The organism is Paraburkholderia sp. NPDC080076 (genome assembly GCF_050281145.1).
Taxonomy (GTDB): Bacteria; Pseudomonadota; Gammaproteobacteria; order Burkholderiales; family Burkholderiaceae; genus Paraburkholderia.
The window spans coordinates 525236-539467 of sequence record NZ_JBNNWQ010000004.1 but is presented as its reverse complement, the minus strand read 5'-3'; the positions used below and the strand labels follow the sequence as shown (position 1 = coordinate 539467).

Here is a 14232-nt window from a genome sequence, read left to right as displayed (position 1 = left end):
AAACGCGCACGTGCGTTTCAGTGCGGCCCAGCTTTGATCTTGATGCGACGGCACGCTTTTCCCCTAGTTTGCAGGCTTCTCATGGCGACAGCGCGTGACTGGCTCACGCTGTCGAGAAATGCATTCTAAGGGGAATCAGGCCGATGGGCTTTCGTTCTTGCACGCGGTCGCGGCGACGGGACTTTCGCGTTCGACTGCGCGCGTTGCGCTCTCTGCCGATACGTCGTGGACGCACCGGCAGAAGCTGCTATTGAATGCCGATCGTGCACGCTGCACGCGTCGGGGTCGTGAAGTAATCGCGACACGCGCGGCGCGCCTCGCGGCTTGCTGTTACCCGCGTTCGGCGTTCAACACCCGCTCGCCATCCATATGCGTGGAGCCTTTCGCGGGACGTCCCGCCCAGTACCCGGCGAGCAGCGAGCCCGAGAGGTTGTGCCACACCGAAAACAACGCGCCAGGCAAGGCCGCGATCGGCGTGAAATAGAGCTTGCCGAGCGTCGCGGCGAGGCCCGAGTTCTGCATGCCCACTTCGATCGCGAGCGTGCGGCACACGGCTTCGTCGAAACCGAGCAGACGGCCGCCCCAATACCCGCCGAGCAAACCGATGCCGTTATGCAGCACCACGCCCATCATCACCACGAGGCCGACCGACGCGATGCTCTTCTGTGTGCCGCCCACCACCGCGCCGATGATCAGCACGATCGCGACCATCGAAATCAACGGCAGGATCGGTTCGATCTTGCGCACGATCTTGCCGAACAGATGATTGACGATCAGGCCGACCACGATCGGCAACGCGACGATCTGCAGGATGCTCATCAGCATGCCGTGTACGTCGACGGCGATCGACGCGTCCACATAAAGACGCGTGAGCAGCGGCGTCGCGAAGACGCCGACCAGCGTCGACAGCGCGCTGATCGTCACCGACAACGCCACGTCGCCGCGTGCCAGATAGATCATCACGTTCGACGCCGTGCCGCTTGCCACGCTACCGACCAGCACCATGCCGGCGGTGAGATCCGGCGGCATGCGCAACGCCTTGGCGATCACCCAGGCGGCCAGAGGCATGACGAGATAGTGCAGCACGATGCCGGCGATCACCGGCGCGGGCCGCGTGAAGACTCGCTGGAAATCGGCGACGGAGAGCGTGACGCCCATCGCCAGCATGATGATCGTCAGAAGCGTGGTGACGTGCGGCGCGATGCCGGAGAACGAGGCGGGCGAAAAGTACGCGGCAATCGAAACGAGCACGGCCCAGAGCGGGAAAAGACGGGTGACGCGGGCAAGCATGACGTGTGGTCCTTGGTTATGTTTTAGCGCGAGAAGCAGGGTCGGTCGAGCGGCGCGCCACCGGCGGCGGCGCGCTTGCGAGAGTCTGCCGCGTGAGAGCGGCAAGCCTTGATGGCGGGTGATGAGCCTTCGGGCGGCGCTGGCCTTTTTGAGGCGCGCGAGCGGGTTTTCGGCACATGGGCGCGGGTGCGCGTCCATTGGCCGGAACGCTGCATTTTACCGTTCGCGGCGTATTTCCCGTGCGCCGATGGTTGCGCGTGCAACCAGCCGGGCATCGTTCAAACGGGATTGGCGGGCGGTGTGGCGAGCGTGGGTGGACTGCGGCGTTGGTTCAGCTTTGAACGCGTTTGCCCGGCGGCGTGGCGAGCGCAGCGAATACGCGCCACAAGCTCGGCTTCAGGCGGATTTAACCGGCGACACGCTAGACGTGGCCGGCACGCGCCGCAAGCTCAGTTTATGAAAGCGCAGCGTCATCAGCAGCGCGACGCTCGCTAGGCCTGCCGCGAGTCCCCACCACAAACCGCGCGCGCCGAGGCCGAAGTGAAACGCCAGCGTGTAGCCGGTCGGAAAACCGATCACCCAGTAGCCGAAGGCGGCGGCGATCATCGGTACGCGGGTGTCTTTCAGGCCGCGCAGACAGCCGGAGCCGACCGTCTGCATGCCATCGACGATCTGGAAGATCGCCGCCACGCCGAGCAGCGAACTCGCGAGCGTGACCGTGGCGGCGTTGGCCGGATCGTCGAGATGCAGATAGAGGCCGACGATCCAGTGCGGCGCGGCGATCAGCACGAGGCCCGACAGCGTCATGAAGGCGACGCCGAGCGCGAGCGCGACAAAACCGGCGTGGCGCGCGGCGAGCGGCTGGCCGGCGCCGGACCAGAAGCCGACGCGCACGTTGGCCGCCTGGCCGATCGCGAGCGGCACCATGAAGGCCACCGAGGCCACATTCAACGCAATCTGATGCGCGGCCAGTTGCGACTCGCCTAGCAGGCCGACCATCAGGCCGGTGGCGAGAAAGAGCGTCGACTCTACGCCGTAGGTGATCGCGACCGGCCAGCCGATGCCGAACAGTTCGCCCATCAGCGGCACGTCAGGCCGCGTGGCGACGACGAAATGGCGATAGCGCGGGCGCAAATGCAACAGCGCCATCAACACGAGCGCGCTCAACCAGACGGTGATCGAGGTCGCGGCGGCCGAGCCGAGAAAGCCGAGCCGCGGCAGGCCATAGACGCCGTGAATCAGGCCGTAATTGAGAAAACCGTTCACGCCGACGCTCACCAGCGACACCCACAATAGCCGTTTGGCCGCGCCGATCGCCGGCAGGAAAGAGCGCATCAGGCCGACCCCGATCAGGCTGCCGAGCGCGCCCCAGCGCAGCACCGCCGCATATTCGCCGACGTTGTGCGCGAGCAGCACGGGTTCGCCGAAAGCGAGCAGGATCGGCGTGGCGAACGAGAGCAGGAAGAACGCCGGCACCGACAGCAGCACGGACAGCACAAAGCCGGTCCAGTAGATGTGCGGCACGCGGCCTTCGTCCTGAGCGCCGCGCGCGTGCGACACGCTCACGCTGACCGAGGTCAGCACGCCTTGCAGCAGCGTGACCACCACGAAAAACAGGTTCGCGCCGAGGCCGCCGGCCGCGAGCGCGTCCGGGCCGAGCGAACCGAGCAGGATCGTGTCGGTGACGCCCATCGCCATTTGCGAGAGTTGCGCGATGGCGAGCGGCGCGGCGAGCCGCGCGGTATCCGCCGCGTGGCGGGTCAGGGTCGGCGGCCGGGCGGCCACCCGGGTGATGCCGGATTGAGTCATGGAGCGCTTGGCGGCGGAAGTGGCGACAGCGCGACGGCGGGCGCGACGAGCGCGCGGGCGCAGGCGAGGGCGGCGGCTCGATGAGCCTCGGCGAATGCATGAGGCAGGCGCCAGCCGGGTATGTCAGCCGATTGTTTGTTTGTCGAAACTGACAGCTTATTGCTTGGGCGCGGCGATGTCGATGGAAGAGGCACGATTTTGGTGCGCGCGTTGCTCCGAGTTCTCGGACTGCGGGCGACGGGCCGCGTGTCAAGCCTCGTGGACTGCGATCCGCGTATCGCCGAGCAGCACGACCTGACCCGCGCGAATCTTGCAGGTTTTACGCGTTTCGAGCCGGCCGTCGACGGTGACCGCACCGTCCGCGACCATCATTTTTGCCGACCCGCCGCTGTCCGCCAGCCCCGTTATCTTCAGGAGATTGTGCAGTTCGACGTAGTCGCCGGTGAGCGTGAAATCGAGGTTGGGCATGGCGTTTGCACCTTCAGGCAAAGGGTTCGCATCATAAGCCAGAAGCTTGCCCTGGATGAAGTTCGCGGTGTGCGCCGTCGTCGTGTGAGCATCTGCAAGCAGATGTTATGTGATTGTCAGAAAGTGAAACGTTCCGTAACGACGGTCGTAAAACACGAACTTCACTCGTAAAGTGCAGATCAGTAGGGAAAGCCTGCTGGATTTTTATCTGGCAGCGAGCAGACCGGGCGAGGCACGCAGAGCGCGCTCATGCAGTGACTCAAATGCAGCGGCTCAAATGCGCAGCGCCGGACAGGTCGCCCGCGTCACAACAACTTTAGAGAGGATTAGCCATGACCCAGATTCGTACGCTTCTGATCGGTACCGCCCTTACGGCTCTTGCTTCCACGGCCGCGCTTGCGCAGACCGCGCAACCGGCAGCGGGTACGGACGGCCAGCCGCAGGTTCAGATGCAAGGCGCCGATACCGCGACCGCCCCTGCCGCGCAGGGCGTGCAACCGGTGACGCCGCCGCCGACGCGTCTGACGGCGTCGGGCTCGACCGATCCGCTGGTGCAGAAGCGCGACGCCAATGCGAAGGCTAACGCCGAATATCGTGCGTCGAAGAAGGCATCCAAGGCGGAGCTGAAGGATCAGCAGAAGGCCGCCAAGGTTCAGTACAAGGAACAGGTGCGTGACGCCAAGATCAACCAGAAGGCGGATAAGCAGACCGCCAACAATGAGATGAAGATGAACATGCAAGGCCAGACGGGTGACCAGTCGGACGGCGCCGACGTCAAGCACTAACGCTGAGTTTTGATCAAGCGGCGTGGCGGCGCGGTTTGCCGCCGCGGCCGCTTTAACGGACTTTCAGTTCCGGGCATCTCGTTTCAACGGAGGTATCGCATGAGCATTACCCAGTCCACGAAGACCACGCTTGTCGCCGCTTTGATCGCGGGTTGCCTGTCGTCGGGTGCGTTCGCGCAGGCTAGCGATCCGGCCGCGGCGCCGGTTACCCATGCCGACAAGAAGGCGGCCAAGGAACAGTCGAAGGCGGACAAGAAGGCGTCTGTCGCGCAGGCCAAGGCCGACAAGAAGAAGACCGACGCGCAGGCCGACGCCGACAAGGCCAGCGCCGACGCTAATTTGAAGGACGCGAAGAAGCAATAACAGGCTTCGCGGCAGCGGCAGACGCGGGGCGCATGAACGCCTCGCGATGTTCTGCCTGCGAAAGATGGCCCGTGCGCATTCGTGCGACGGGCCATTTTTTGCGCTGGTCTTCGCCCGTGCGGCCGCTTGAAAATGCAGACAGTGCATGCGGCTAAAAAAGGGTCGCTTGTCTGCGCTAGTTGTATGGATATACAGTATGCGTCGCCGCTCTGAATCCATCCAACGCCCAAATCAATCGTGCTCTCAGTCGCCGAATCCGCGCCTCCCTCGCCGTCCCCGACGTCCTCGACGTCCGACACCGCCGCCTGGCTGGCGAAGCTCAACGACGCGCAGCGCGAAGCCGTCGACTACGGCGCCGACACGCCCACCGCGCCGCTCGGCGCGCTACTGGTGATCGCGGGCGCCGGTTCCGGCAAGACCAACACGCTCGCGCACCGGGTCGCCAATCTGGTGGTGAAGGGCGCCGATCCGCGCCGCATCCTGCTGCTGACCTTTTCGCGCCGCGCGGCGCTCGAAATGACCCGGCGCGTCACACGCATCGCCGGCGCGGCGCTCGGTTCGCGAGCCGCGTTGGCGCAAGGACTGACGTGGTCGGGCACCTTCCATAGCGTCGGCGCACGGCTGTTGCGCGAGTACGCGGATCTGATCGGCCTCGCGCCGGCCTTCACGATCAACGACCGCGAGGATTCCGCCGACCTGATGAACCTCGTGCGCCACGAACTCGGCTTGTCGGCGAAAGAGCGGCGTTTCCCGGCCAAGGGCACGTGCTTTGCGATTTACTCGCGCGTCGTGAACACCGGCGCGTCGCTCGGCCAGGTGCTCGACAAGGCGTTCCCGTGGTGCCGTGAATGGGAGGCCGATCTGCGCATGCTGTTCGCGGCCTACGTCGAGGCGAAACAGAAACAGAGCGTGCTCGACTACGACGACCTGCTGCTCTACTGGTCGCACATGGCCGCCGAGCCGGGAATCGCCGCCGACTTGTCGGCGCGCTTCGACCACGTACTGGTCGACGAATATCAGGACACCAACCGCTTGCAGGCGTCGATCCTGCTCGCGTTGAAGCCGGACGGCCGCGGCCTGACCGTGGTCGGCGACGACGCCCAGTCGATCTATTCGTTTCGCGGCGCGACCGTGCGCAACATTCTCGATTTCCCCGCGCACTTCGATCCGCCGGCCAAACAGGTCACGCTCGAGCGCAATTACCGCTCGACCGCGCCGATCCTGGCGGCGTCGAACGCGGTGATCGAACTGGCCAGCGAGCGCTACACGAAGAATTTGTGGACCGACAAGGCGTCGGCGCAGCGCCCGCGTCTCGTGACCGTCGCCGACGAAGCCGACCAGGCACGCTACATCGTCGAGCAAGTGCTGGAAGCGCGCGAACAGGGCATGAAGCTCAAGTCGCAGGCGGTGCTGTTCCGCGCCGCGCATCACAGCGCCGCGCTGGAGATCGAACTGACCCGGCGCAACATTCCGTTCGTGAAGTTCGGCGGGTTGAAGTTTCTCGATTCGGTGCACGTGAAAGACGTGCTCGCCGTGCTGCGCTGGGCGGAAAATCCGCGCGACCGCGTCGCCGGCTTTCGCGTCGTGCAGTTGCTGCCGGGCGTCGGGCCGGCCACCGCGGCGAAGGTGCTCGACGAGATCGTCGCTCGCGCGGGCAGCGGCAATCCCGCCGACACCGCCGGCGGCGCATTGGCCGCCTTCACCGCGCCGGCTCGCGCACAAGAAGACTGGCATCCGTTCGTCAAGCTGATGTCGAGCGTGTACGGGCGCCAGACGCCGTGGCCCGCCGAGTTCGAAATGGTGCGGCGCTGGTACGAGCCGCATCTCGAGCGCAATCACGAGGACGCGGCGATCCGTCATGCGGACGTGTTGCAGATGGAGAGCATCGCGGGCACGTATCCATCGCGTGAACGCTTTCTGACCGAGTTGACGCTCGATCCACCCGACGCCACCAGCGACGAATCCGGTGTGCCGCTCATCGACGAGGATTACCTGATCCTCTCCACGATCCATTCGGCGAAGGGGCAGGAGTGGCGCAACGTGTTCGTGCTGAACGGCGTGGACGGCTGCATTCCGTCCGATCTCGGCACCGGCAGCGAAGAGGAAATCGACGAGGAGCGGCGCCTCCTCTACGTGGCGATGACGCGCGCGAAAGAGGACTTGCATATCGTCGTGCCGCAGCGCTTTTACGTGCACAACCAGACGCATATGGGCGATCGTCACGTGTGGGCGTCGCGTACGCGCTTCATTCCCGCGCATCTGATGCCGCTCTTCGACGCCTATGCATGGCCGCGCGTGCCGGTTCCGAGCGCGCCCACGGCGGCCGGGCTGGCCGCGGCGGCGCAGGCGAAGATCGAAATCGGGGCGAAACTCAGGAAGATGTGGGATTAAGAGCGCGACGGCGCGCGCTCCCGTGCGTGACAGCGGTAACGCGATCAACGTCGAGCAGCAAACGCGGGGGAAGACCGTTGGCCTGGTCCGTTGGTAGGCGATACGTCTCTTGAGCGGCGGCGGGTTGCCGCCGTTGGCTATCGGTGACCCTGTGGAGGTTTTCGAGGGTCTTTAGCGTCAGCGCGACTGCCGTTGCTGCTGTTGCTGCGGCGCCGGACGCGGCGGCACGAAGAAATTGCGCAGCCAGGCCGCCATCCGCGAAAACACGTCGTACGGCTCTTCCACGAAAATCTCCGGCTTGAGCAGGCGCAGGAACTCCATGATCTGCTGCGCTTCCTGCTTCTGGAACGAGCCGTGCGAAATGCCGAGCCGCAGCAGCCCGCGCAGTTCGCCGAGCTTTTCGCGCGCGGTGCTACCCACGCTCGTTTCGCACGCCACCTTGGCCTCGTAGACGCGCTGACGCAACGATTCCACCAGCCGCCACGCCGGCGTCTGCATGACTTCCTCGAGCGCCTGAATGTCCTGCGCCGCGCTCTTGATCTGCGCCGCGAGCGGGTCGATCAGCACGGCGTCGCCTTCCGCTTCCTTGACGATCGCCGCCGCCCAGTCGCGGCACTGCTTGGCGAGTTCTTCCGGCGTCCATTCCGAGCGGGCCGCGAAGCCGAAGCCGAACTCGCCCGCCTGCCGCATCAGAATCGCGACGACATCCGGAAACTCCTTGTCCAGCGTGCGTTTAGCCCAGGCGTACTGGCCGCCCTGCAACATCCGCTGAACCGCGTGTTCGGTCAGCGGCACCATATTGTCGAGCAGCTTGGCGCGCAAGAAATCCTCAAACGACGGCGTCGCGAACTGCGGATCGAGCTTCAGCGATACCCGCAGAAAAGCGTCGAAATCCTTGCGCAGTGTCGCGATGGTCTCGTCTTTGAGCGTGAGGGTGATTTGACCCATGTGTTATCCCGTTTGGTCCTGCCGCGCGGCCTCGCCACGCCGCCCGGCCACGCGGGCCCTGGGAGGCGCGGCGTTCGATGCCGGCGCGCTTGATTCCTGCCTGATGCCGCGTAACCAGCGGGACGTATCCCGACGAGCGGACCTCGACTGCATAACGGCGGATTGACGGGAAACTTAAGGGAGTACGGGGCGGGGCGCCCGCTTTAGAGGGAAGCGTCGCCGTGCTTGCGCGCGGGTGGCGCGAGCCGGACGACGCCGATGCCGGCATGAAAGCGGCGTGCGCCTATTTGAGCACGACGCATTGCCAGACAAAAAACACGGTCAGGCCGACGGCGATGGTCAGAAGCGGCCGCCGCGTCAACGCGCTGACAAACACCGCAGCCAGCGCGCCGACCAGTTGCGGATTGCGCCACGTCAGCTCGGCGTCGCTGCCGTGCGGCGAAACCGCCATTGGCACGATGATCGCGGTCAGCACGGTGACCGGCACGAAGCCGAGGGCGGTGCGCACGAGCGGCGGAAACACCAACCGGTCGCCGAGCACAAAGACGGCGGCGCGAATCACCCACGTGATGGCCGCCATGCCGAGAATCAGGACGACGTAGTTCATCGCGACGCCTCCGCGGTTTTGCCCGTGCCGCGCAGGTTGGGCCGCGACGTCGATAGCAGCACGCCGATCGCCACGCCGGCGAACACCGCGCCGAGCAACCCGAGCTTGTATGGCCACGCCTGCCAGAAGAAGGCCAGCGTGCCCGCGGTGACGGCCGCCGCGATATAGCGCAGCGCGACGAGTTGCGGCACGACGATCGCGATGAAGGTGGCGACCATGGCGAAATCGAGGCCGAGCGATTGCAGGCCCGGAAAAGCCGCGCCGAACAGCAGGCCGGCGACGGTCCAGAGCTGCCAGTTCAGGTACATGGCCAAGCCGGCGCCGAAGAAGTAGTGCGGGCCGACCGTGCCGGGTTCCCGATGCCGGTAGTGCTCCCACGCGACGGCGAAGACTTCGTCCGTGAGCAGCGCGCCGAGCACCCAGCGCCAGCGTGTCGGCAGATGCGCGACGTGCGGTGCGAGCGTCGCGCTGTACAGCACGTGCCGCAAATTGACGACGAGCGTGGTCGCCCAGATCACGGCGAAACTCGCGTGTCCGGCGATCAGGCCGAGCGCGATGAACTGCGCGGAGCCGGCGAACACGACGAGCGACATCAACTGGCCGTGCCATAGATGCAGCGGGCCGGATGCGACGAGGGTGCCGAAAATGACGCCGAAAGGCGCCGCGCCGACCATCATCGGAATGATGTCGCGCGCGCCGGCGGTGAACTCTTTGAAATGGCCTGAGCTCGTGGGCTGGCCTGCGGTGGAATGGGTCAATCTAGCCTCCTTGATTCGGGAAGCATAGCGGCGGCGGCCGGGCGGGGCTTGTACGTTCTTGCGGATGGGGGTGGTTTGATGCGGGAGCGTGGGCGCGAGGCCGTATCTTGCGCCGGAATGAGCACGTAGCGTGGCACGCAGAGGTTGCCAGCAAGCCGCGCCCCAGCGCCGGTGTCAGACGCCTTGCCAGCGTCCCGGCGGCACGCCGAACATGCGCCGGAAGTGTCGCGTGAAATGGCTCTGGTCGGTGAAGCCGCTGGCGGCGGCGACATCCGTGACGGAAACGCCAGCGCGCAGTGGCGCGAGCGCGCGCTGCAAGCGCACCTGGTTGCGCCACGCGTGGGGCGGCAGACCAGTCGTTTGGGTGAAAAGACGCGCTGCGTGGAACGGCGAGAGTCCCGCCGCCTGGGCAACTTCAGCGAGCGTGACCGGCTCGACGAGGTCGCCCGTCAGGCGCTCCTGCATGATCGCCACGCGAGTGTCGTCGGGGGCGAGGCGCGAATGCGCCGGCTGCGTTTGCGCGTAGCGCACCAGCAGCGTGGACAAGGCGTCGAGCATGGCGGCCTCGGCAGCGAGCGCGTCGTTGCCCGCTTCCAGCAGACGATGCGCGCGCGCCAGCCGCGCGGCCAGATCCGGGTCGCGGATCACGCCGGGCGCGAACCACGGCAAGGCCTGCGGCTTGCCGCTGACTTCGTCGGCGAGAGCGTGGATGAAGTCCACCGGCGCATACATCACGCGATACCGCCAGCCCGCCTCGACCGCCTTCGAGCCGGTGTGCAACTCGCCGGGATTGATGATCGGCACGCTGCCGGCCTCGGCGACATAGTCGGAACCGAGATACCGGTAACCCTCGGCGCCCGCCACGATCACCGGAATCGTGTACGCGTCGTGCCAATGCGGTGTGAACTCGTGATCGTGATATTCGGCCGTGAGCAGGTCCGCGCCGGGCAGAAGCGGCGTGCGCCAGTAGCGGGCGGAATCCTGGAAACGATGGGAGGCGGTCATGGCGAAGGTCCGGCTGGACCGGTCAGTGTAACGCGTCGCGACCGGTGCCGCCTCATGCGCTGATGAGTCGGCCGGCTGCGTTTTGCCGTAGGGCGGCGCCTACTTGACCGGGATCGTTGTTCCGGCCGGCACCGGCACGGCGCTCACGCTGTTCTTCGCGCTGCCGCTGACCACCCGGTCGCTATAGGTGAGATACACCAGCGAGTTGCGTTTCGCGTCGACCACCCGCACCACATGCAGCGACTTGAAGATGAACGACATGCTCACCGAGAACACGTCAGCCTGTTTCTTCACCGGGCCCGTGAAGTGGATTTCGCCCACCTGACGACAGGCGATCGACGCCTCCGTGGGGTCTTCCGCGATGCCGAGCGTACCCTTGACGCCGCCGGTACGCGCCCGCGACACGTAGCAGGTCACGCCTTGAACCACGGGATCGTCATAGGCCTCGACGACTACGCGATCGGAGCCCGTGACGCGAAAATTGGTATTGACGCTGCCGACTTCTTCGCTGTGTGCCGAAGGCAGCAGGAGGGCGGCGGCCGCCGCAAGCGCGATACGCAACAAAGTGGGTTTCATGGGATGGGATTGCCGGAAATTGAGCGCCTGGGTTGAGCGCAAGACGTGCGCCAGGAAATCGTCATCGTATAACGGCCGGTGGGTGAGAGGGCCGATGCTCCCGGGCGACAGGTTCGCTGGAACGGCGCGAGCTTGGTATCGACCACGGTGGCATGGCTCGGCACCGTGCGGCGCGCAAAAAGAAAAAGGCCCGCACGGATGCGGGCCTTTCAAATTTTTTGGCTCCTCGACCTGGGCTCGAACCAGGGACCTACGGATTAACAGTCCGGCGCTCTACCGACTGAGCTATCGAGGAACAGCAGTACAGCTTGATTAACTACAACTTGATCTACATAAAAAAGCCCGTCTTGGTTAACGGGCCTTTGCAATTCTTGGCTCCTCGACCTGGGCTCGAACCAGGGACCTACGGATTAACAGTCCGGCGCTCTACCGACTGAGCTATCGAGGAACAGAACAACAACAGCAGAGAAACGAAATTGTAGGAGGAGCTTAAGCGCCTGTCAATACCTTGTGCTCATCTCGATTTCATTCGAATTCGGCTGCGCACGCGGCAGACAGCGAGGCTCAGCGTACGAGCAACTCGAGCTTTTCCTTCACGTCCTTGAACTCGTCGGCCTCCGGCAGCGGCGCCTTGGTCTTGGTGATGCTCGGCCAGTTCTTCGCGAGATCGGCATTCAGTTCGATGAAGTTCTGCTGGTCGCCCGGCACGTCTTCCTCGGCATAAATGGCGTTCACCGGGCACTCGGCCACGCATACGGCGCAGTCGATGCATTCATCGGGGTCGATCGCGAGGAAGTTGGGACCTTCGCGAAAGCAGTCCACCGGGCACACATCGACACAGTCGGTATAGCGGCACTTGATGCAGCTTTCGGTCACAACGTGAGTCATTCAGGCAGCTCCTGCATGCGGTATCTGGGGAGGCGGAAACGCCAAAAGCGCTATTGTATCGTAACGTCAAGAGGCGCATGCAGCATCGCACAAGACCGTTTATACGTTTTCGTGATTAGTTTATGGCGTCCGCATTGGGACGTCCTTGGGGCGCGCTGCGCGGGCGTCCGCCGGCGCGCTGAACGCCGGCGCATTCGGGTAACATGCGTCAGGTCGGCGCGCACGGGGCGTGCCGTACGCGCATGGGTGAGTCGGGCCTTTCGTGTCAGACCTTCCGTTTTCCGCAGTCCAGTTCGCACCATCATGATTATTACTTCGCTGCTCGACACCGATCTGTACAAGTTCACGATGATGCAAGTGGTGTTGCATCACTTTCCCGCGGCGAATGTGGAGTATCGCTTCCGCTGCCGTACGCCGAATGTCGATCTCGTGCCGTATATCGGCGAGATTCGCGACGAAGTGCGCAAGCTCTGCAAGCTGCGCTTCACCGACGACGAGCTCGACTACCTGCGGCGCATGCGCTTCATCAAGGGCGACTTCATCGAGTTTCTGGCGCTGTTCCATCTGAACGAAAAATACATTTCGATCGAACCGTCGCCGAAGGGCAATGGCGAAATCGACATCGAGATCAAGGGTCCGTGGCTGCATACGATCCTGTTCGAGATTCCGATGCTCGCGATCGTCAACGAAGTCTACTTCCGCAACACCCAGCAGAAGCCGGACTACAGCGAAGGACGCGGCCGTCTCGTCGATAAGATCAAGCTGCTCGGCGCGCGTCCGGAATTCGCCGACTGCAAGATCGCCGACTACGGCACGCGCCGGCGCTTCTCGAAGCAATGGCACGAGGAAGTGATCCTCAAGCTCAAAGAAGGCCTCGGCGAGCAGTTCGCCGGCACCAGCAACGTCTTCTACGCGATGAAGCACAGCCTCACGCCGCTCGGCACGATGGCGCACGAATACCTGCAGGCGTGCCAGGCGCTCGGTCCGCGGTTGCGCGACTCGCAGATCTTCGGCTTCGAAATGTGGGCCAAGGAATACCGCGGCGACTTGGGTATCGCGCTCTCGGACGTCTACGGCATGGAAGCGTTCCTGCGCGACTTCGACATGTACTTCTGCAAGCTGTTCGACGGCGCGCGCCACGATTCCGGCGATCCGTTCGACTGGGGCGAACGCCTGCTCAAGCACTACGAAGCGAACCGCTGCGACCCGCGCACCAAGATCCTCGTGTTCTCCGACGCGCTCGACATTCCCAAGGTGCTGCAACTCTATGAGCGCTTCCGTGGCCGCTGCAAGCTCGCGTTCGGCGTGGGCACGAATCTGACCAACGACCTCGGCTACAACCCGCTGCAGATCGTCATCAAGATGGTTCGCTGCAATGGTCAGCCGGTGGCGAAGCTGTCGGACTCGCCGGGCAAGAACATGTGCGAAGACAAGGCTTACCTCGCATATCTGCGTCAAGTGTTCGGCATTGCGCAGCCCGAGGAAGAGGCGGCGAAGTAATGCGGTTCGTAGCTGGCTATAGCGTAAGGCCCGTGTTCGACACGCGGCAATAGCCCGTTCGGCCAGGGTGTTCGCGCGCAGGGCGGCCGGTATAATTCTCACCATATCGCACGGCTGTCGACACGAGGATTTCGCACATGGACACATCGATTGCCCGCCGCAACATCCTGGCGCGTATCCGCGCGGCGCAAGGGCGTGAACCCGAGCCGTCCGTTTCCGAGCGCGAGGCCGCCGCGGACTACCTGGCGCGCCATCCTGCTGGCCCGCGGCCGGAGATGCCAGTCGACCTCGTCGCGCGCTTCATCGAAGAAGCGCAGAAATTGGCCACCACGGTCGACTCGGTGCAAGCACTGAGCGACGTGCCGGCCGCGGCGCATCGCTACCTCGCGCAACACGCGTTGCCGCTGCAGGCCATCGCCTGGCAAACGCTGCAGGATCTGCAATGGGCCGAAGCCGGCCTCATTGTCGAATTTCGCAAGCCGCAAGACGGCGACGTGGTCGGTCTCACTGGCTGCTTCTGCGCGACCGCCGAGACCGGCACGCTAGTGCTGCTGTCCGGGCCGGAAACGTATGCGTCGGCCGGTCTGCTGCCGGAAACGCACATTGCCATTGTGCCGGCTTCGCGCATCGTCTCGGGTCATGAAGAGGCATTCGCACTGATCCGCAAGGAGCGCGGCGAACTGCCGCGCGCAGTCAATTTCGTCTCCGGGCCTTCGCGTACCGGAGATATCGAACAGACCATCGTGCTCGGCGCGCATGGGCCTTATCGGGTGCATGTGATCGTCGTGCAGGGCGCCTGAGCGGCAAGCGCGGCTCGGCGGTGCATCGGGACGCTTGCTCCGAT

At 64.6% G+C, this 14232-nt stretch carries 14 protein-coding genes and 2 tRNA genes; 5 read left to right on the top strand and 11 right to left on the bottom strand.

Going from position 1 to position 14232, the window contains the following annotated elements; translation table 11 throughout:
• Positions 1-330: 330 nt before the first annotated feature.
• The 3 genes from panS to ACQKRQ_RS19465 all read right to left on the bottom strand — a co-directional run bounded on the left by panS (position 331) and on the right by ACQKRQ_RS19465 (position 3567).
• Entirely contained in the window at positions 331-1290 is a 960-nt protein-coding gene (gene panS / locus ACQKRQ_RS19475; RefSeq protein WP_427478831.1) for a ketopantoate/pantoate/pantothenate transporter PanS, read from the bottom strand.
• Positions 1291-1686: 396 nt separating this feature from the next.
• A complete protein-coding gene (locus ACQKRQ_RS19470) occupies positions 1687-3099 on the bottom strand; it encodes an MATE family efflux transporter (RefSeq protein WP_427478829.1) in 1413 nt (470 codons plus the stop codon).
• A gap of 249 nt (positions 3100-3348) precedes the next feature.
• Complete coding sequence (locus ACQKRQ_RS19465; RefSeq protein WP_168669560.1) at positions 3349-3567, bottom strand: RNA-binding S4 domain-containing protein; 219 nt, start codon at positions 3565-3567, stop codon at positions 3349-3351.
• A 332-nt stretch (positions 3568-3899) separates the two neighbouring features.
• Between ACQKRQ_RS19465 and ACQKRQ_RS19460 the strand changes: the two genes are divergently transcribed.
• The 3 genes from ACQKRQ_RS19460 to ACQKRQ_RS19450 all read left to right on the top strand — a co-directional run bounded on the left by ACQKRQ_RS19460 (position 3900) and on the right by ACQKRQ_RS19450 (position 7106).
• Positions 3900-4352: a hypothetical protein gene (locus ACQKRQ_RS19460; protein WP_132373546.1), complete on the top strand. Its 453-nt coding sequence runs from the start codon at positions 3900-3902 to the stop codon at positions 4350-4352.
• Positions 4353-4451: 99 nt separating this feature from the next.
• On the top strand, positions 4452-4715 hold the full coding sequence (locus ACQKRQ_RS19455; RefSeq protein ID WP_408181067.1) for a hypothetical protein: 264 nt from the start codon (positions 4452-4454) through the stop codon (positions 4713-4715).
• A 237-nt stretch (positions 4716-4952) separates the two neighbouring features.
• Positions 4953-7106, top strand: coding sequence for an ATP-dependent helicase (locus ACQKRQ_RS19450; protein ID WP_427478826.1), 2154 nt, complete (start codon positions 4953-4955; stop codon positions 7104-7106).
• 177 nt (positions 7107-7283) lie between these two features.
• Here the strand turns inward: ACQKRQ_RS19450 and ACQKRQ_RS19445 are convergent, their stop codons facing one another.
• The 8 genes from ACQKRQ_RS19445 to fdxA all read right to left on the bottom strand — a co-directional run bounded on the left by ACQKRQ_RS19445 (position 7284) and on the right by fdxA (position 11888).
• Positions 7284-8054 (bottom strand): DUF4088 family protein, encoded by a 771-nt coding sequence (locus tag ACQKRQ_RS19445; protein ID WP_132373549.1) that lies wholly within the window; start codon positions 8052-8054, stop codon positions 7284-7286.
• 283 nt (positions 8055-8337) lie between these two features.
• Complete coding sequence (locus tag ACQKRQ_RS19440) at positions 8338-8661, bottom strand: AzlD domain-containing protein (protein ID WP_427478824.1); 324 nt, start codon at positions 8659-8661, stop codon at positions 8338-8340.
• The gene (locus tag ACQKRQ_RS19435) at positions 8658-9419 is read right to left on the bottom strand and encodes an AzlC family ABC transporter permease (RefSeq protein WP_132373551.1); all 762 of its coding nucleotides are present in this window, start codon (positions 9417-9419) and stop codon (positions 8658-8660) included. Before ACQKRQ_RS19435 ends, ACQKRQ_RS19440 begins: the two co-directional genes overlap by 4 nt.
• A gap of 174 nt (positions 9420-9593) precedes the next feature.
• The gene (locus tag ACQKRQ_RS19430; RefSeq protein WP_427478821.1) at positions 9594-10424 is read right to left on the bottom strand and encodes an AraC family transcriptional regulator; all 831 of its coding nucleotides are present in this window, start codon (positions 10422-10424) and stop codon (positions 9594-9596) included.
• A gap of 99 nt (positions 10425-10523) precedes the next feature.
• Positions 10524-11000 (bottom strand): CreA family protein, encoded by a 477-nt coding sequence (locus ACQKRQ_RS19425; protein WP_132373553.1) that lies wholly within the window; start codon positions 10998-11000, stop codon positions 10524-10526.
• A 219-nt stretch (positions 11001-11219) separates the two neighbouring features.
• Positions 11220-11295 (bottom strand) — tRNA-Asn (locus ACQKRQ_RS19420).
• Positions 11296-11372: 77 nt separating this feature from the next.
• Positions 11373-11448, bottom strand: a tRNA-Asn gene (locus tag ACQKRQ_RS19415).
• A gap of 116 nt (positions 11449-11564) precedes the next feature.
• Positions 11565-11888, bottom strand: coding sequence for a ferredoxin FdxA (fdxA, locus tag ACQKRQ_RS19410; protein WP_064268471.1), 324 nt, complete (start codon positions 11886-11888; stop codon positions 11565-11567).
• 303 nt (positions 11889-12191) lie between these two features.
• Here fdxA and pncB point away from each other — a divergent pair, with 303 nt between their 5' ends.
• Entirely contained in the window at positions 12192-13388 is a 1197-nt protein-coding gene (pncB, locus tag ACQKRQ_RS19405) for a nicotinate phosphoribosyltransferase (protein ID WP_132373554.1), read from the top strand.
• 137 nt (positions 13389-13525) lie between these two features.
• The gene (locus tag ACQKRQ_RS19400; protein ID WP_427478818.1) at positions 13526-14188 is read left to right on the top strand and encodes a LutC/YkgG family protein; all 663 of its coding nucleotides are present in this window, start codon (positions 13526-13528) and stop codon (positions 14186-14188) included.
• Positions 14189-14232: the final 44 nt, after the last annotated feature.

Coding starts and splice junctions, on each gene's coding strand:
- ACQKRQ_RS19440 (WP_427478824.1), bottom strand. CDS start 8,661: ATGAACTACGTCGTCCTGATTCTCGGCATGGCGGCCATCACGTGGGTG.
- ACQKRQ_RS19465 (WP_168669560.1), bottom strand. CDS start 3,567: ATGCCCAACCTCGATTTCACGCTCACCGGCGACTACGTCGAACTGCAC.
- ACQKRQ_RS19460 (WP_132373546.1), top strand. CDS start 3,900: ATGACCCAGATTCGTACGCTTCTGATCGGTACCGCCCTTACGGCTCTT.
- ACQKRQ_RS19400 (WP_427478818.1), top strand. CDS start 13,526: ATGGACACATCGATTGCCCGCCGCAACATCCTGGCGCGTATCCGCGCG.
- ACQKRQ_RS19430 (WP_427478821.1), bottom strand. CDS start 10,424: ATGACCGCCTCCCATCGTTTCCAGGATTCCGCCCGCTACTGGCGCACG.
- ACQKRQ_RS19455 (WP_408181067.1), top strand. CDS start 4,452: ATGAGCATTACCCAGTCCACGAAGACCACGCTTGTCGCCGCTTTGATC.
- pncB (WP_132373554.1), top strand. CDS start 12,192: ATGATTATTACTTCGCTGCTCGACACCGATCTGTACAAGTTCACGATG.
- ACQKRQ_RS19470 (WP_427478829.1), bottom strand. CDS start 3,099: ATGACTCAATCCGGCATCACCCGGGTGGCCGCCCGGCCGCCGACCCTG.
- fdxA (WP_064268471.1), bottom strand. CDS start 11,888: ATGACTCACGTTGTGACCGAAAGCTGCATCAAGTGCCGCTATACCGAC.
- ACQKRQ_RS19425 (WP_132373553.1), bottom strand. CDS start 11,000: ATGAAACCCACTTTGTTGCGTATCGCGCTTGCGGCGGCCGCCGCCCTC.
- panS (WP_427478831.1), bottom strand. CDS start 1,290: ATGCTTGCCCGCGTCACCCGTCTTTTCCCGCTCTGGGCCGTGCTCGTT.
- ACQKRQ_RS19445 (WP_132373549.1), bottom strand. CDS start 8,054: ATGGGTCAAATCACCCTCACGCTCAAAGACGAGACCATCGCGACACTG.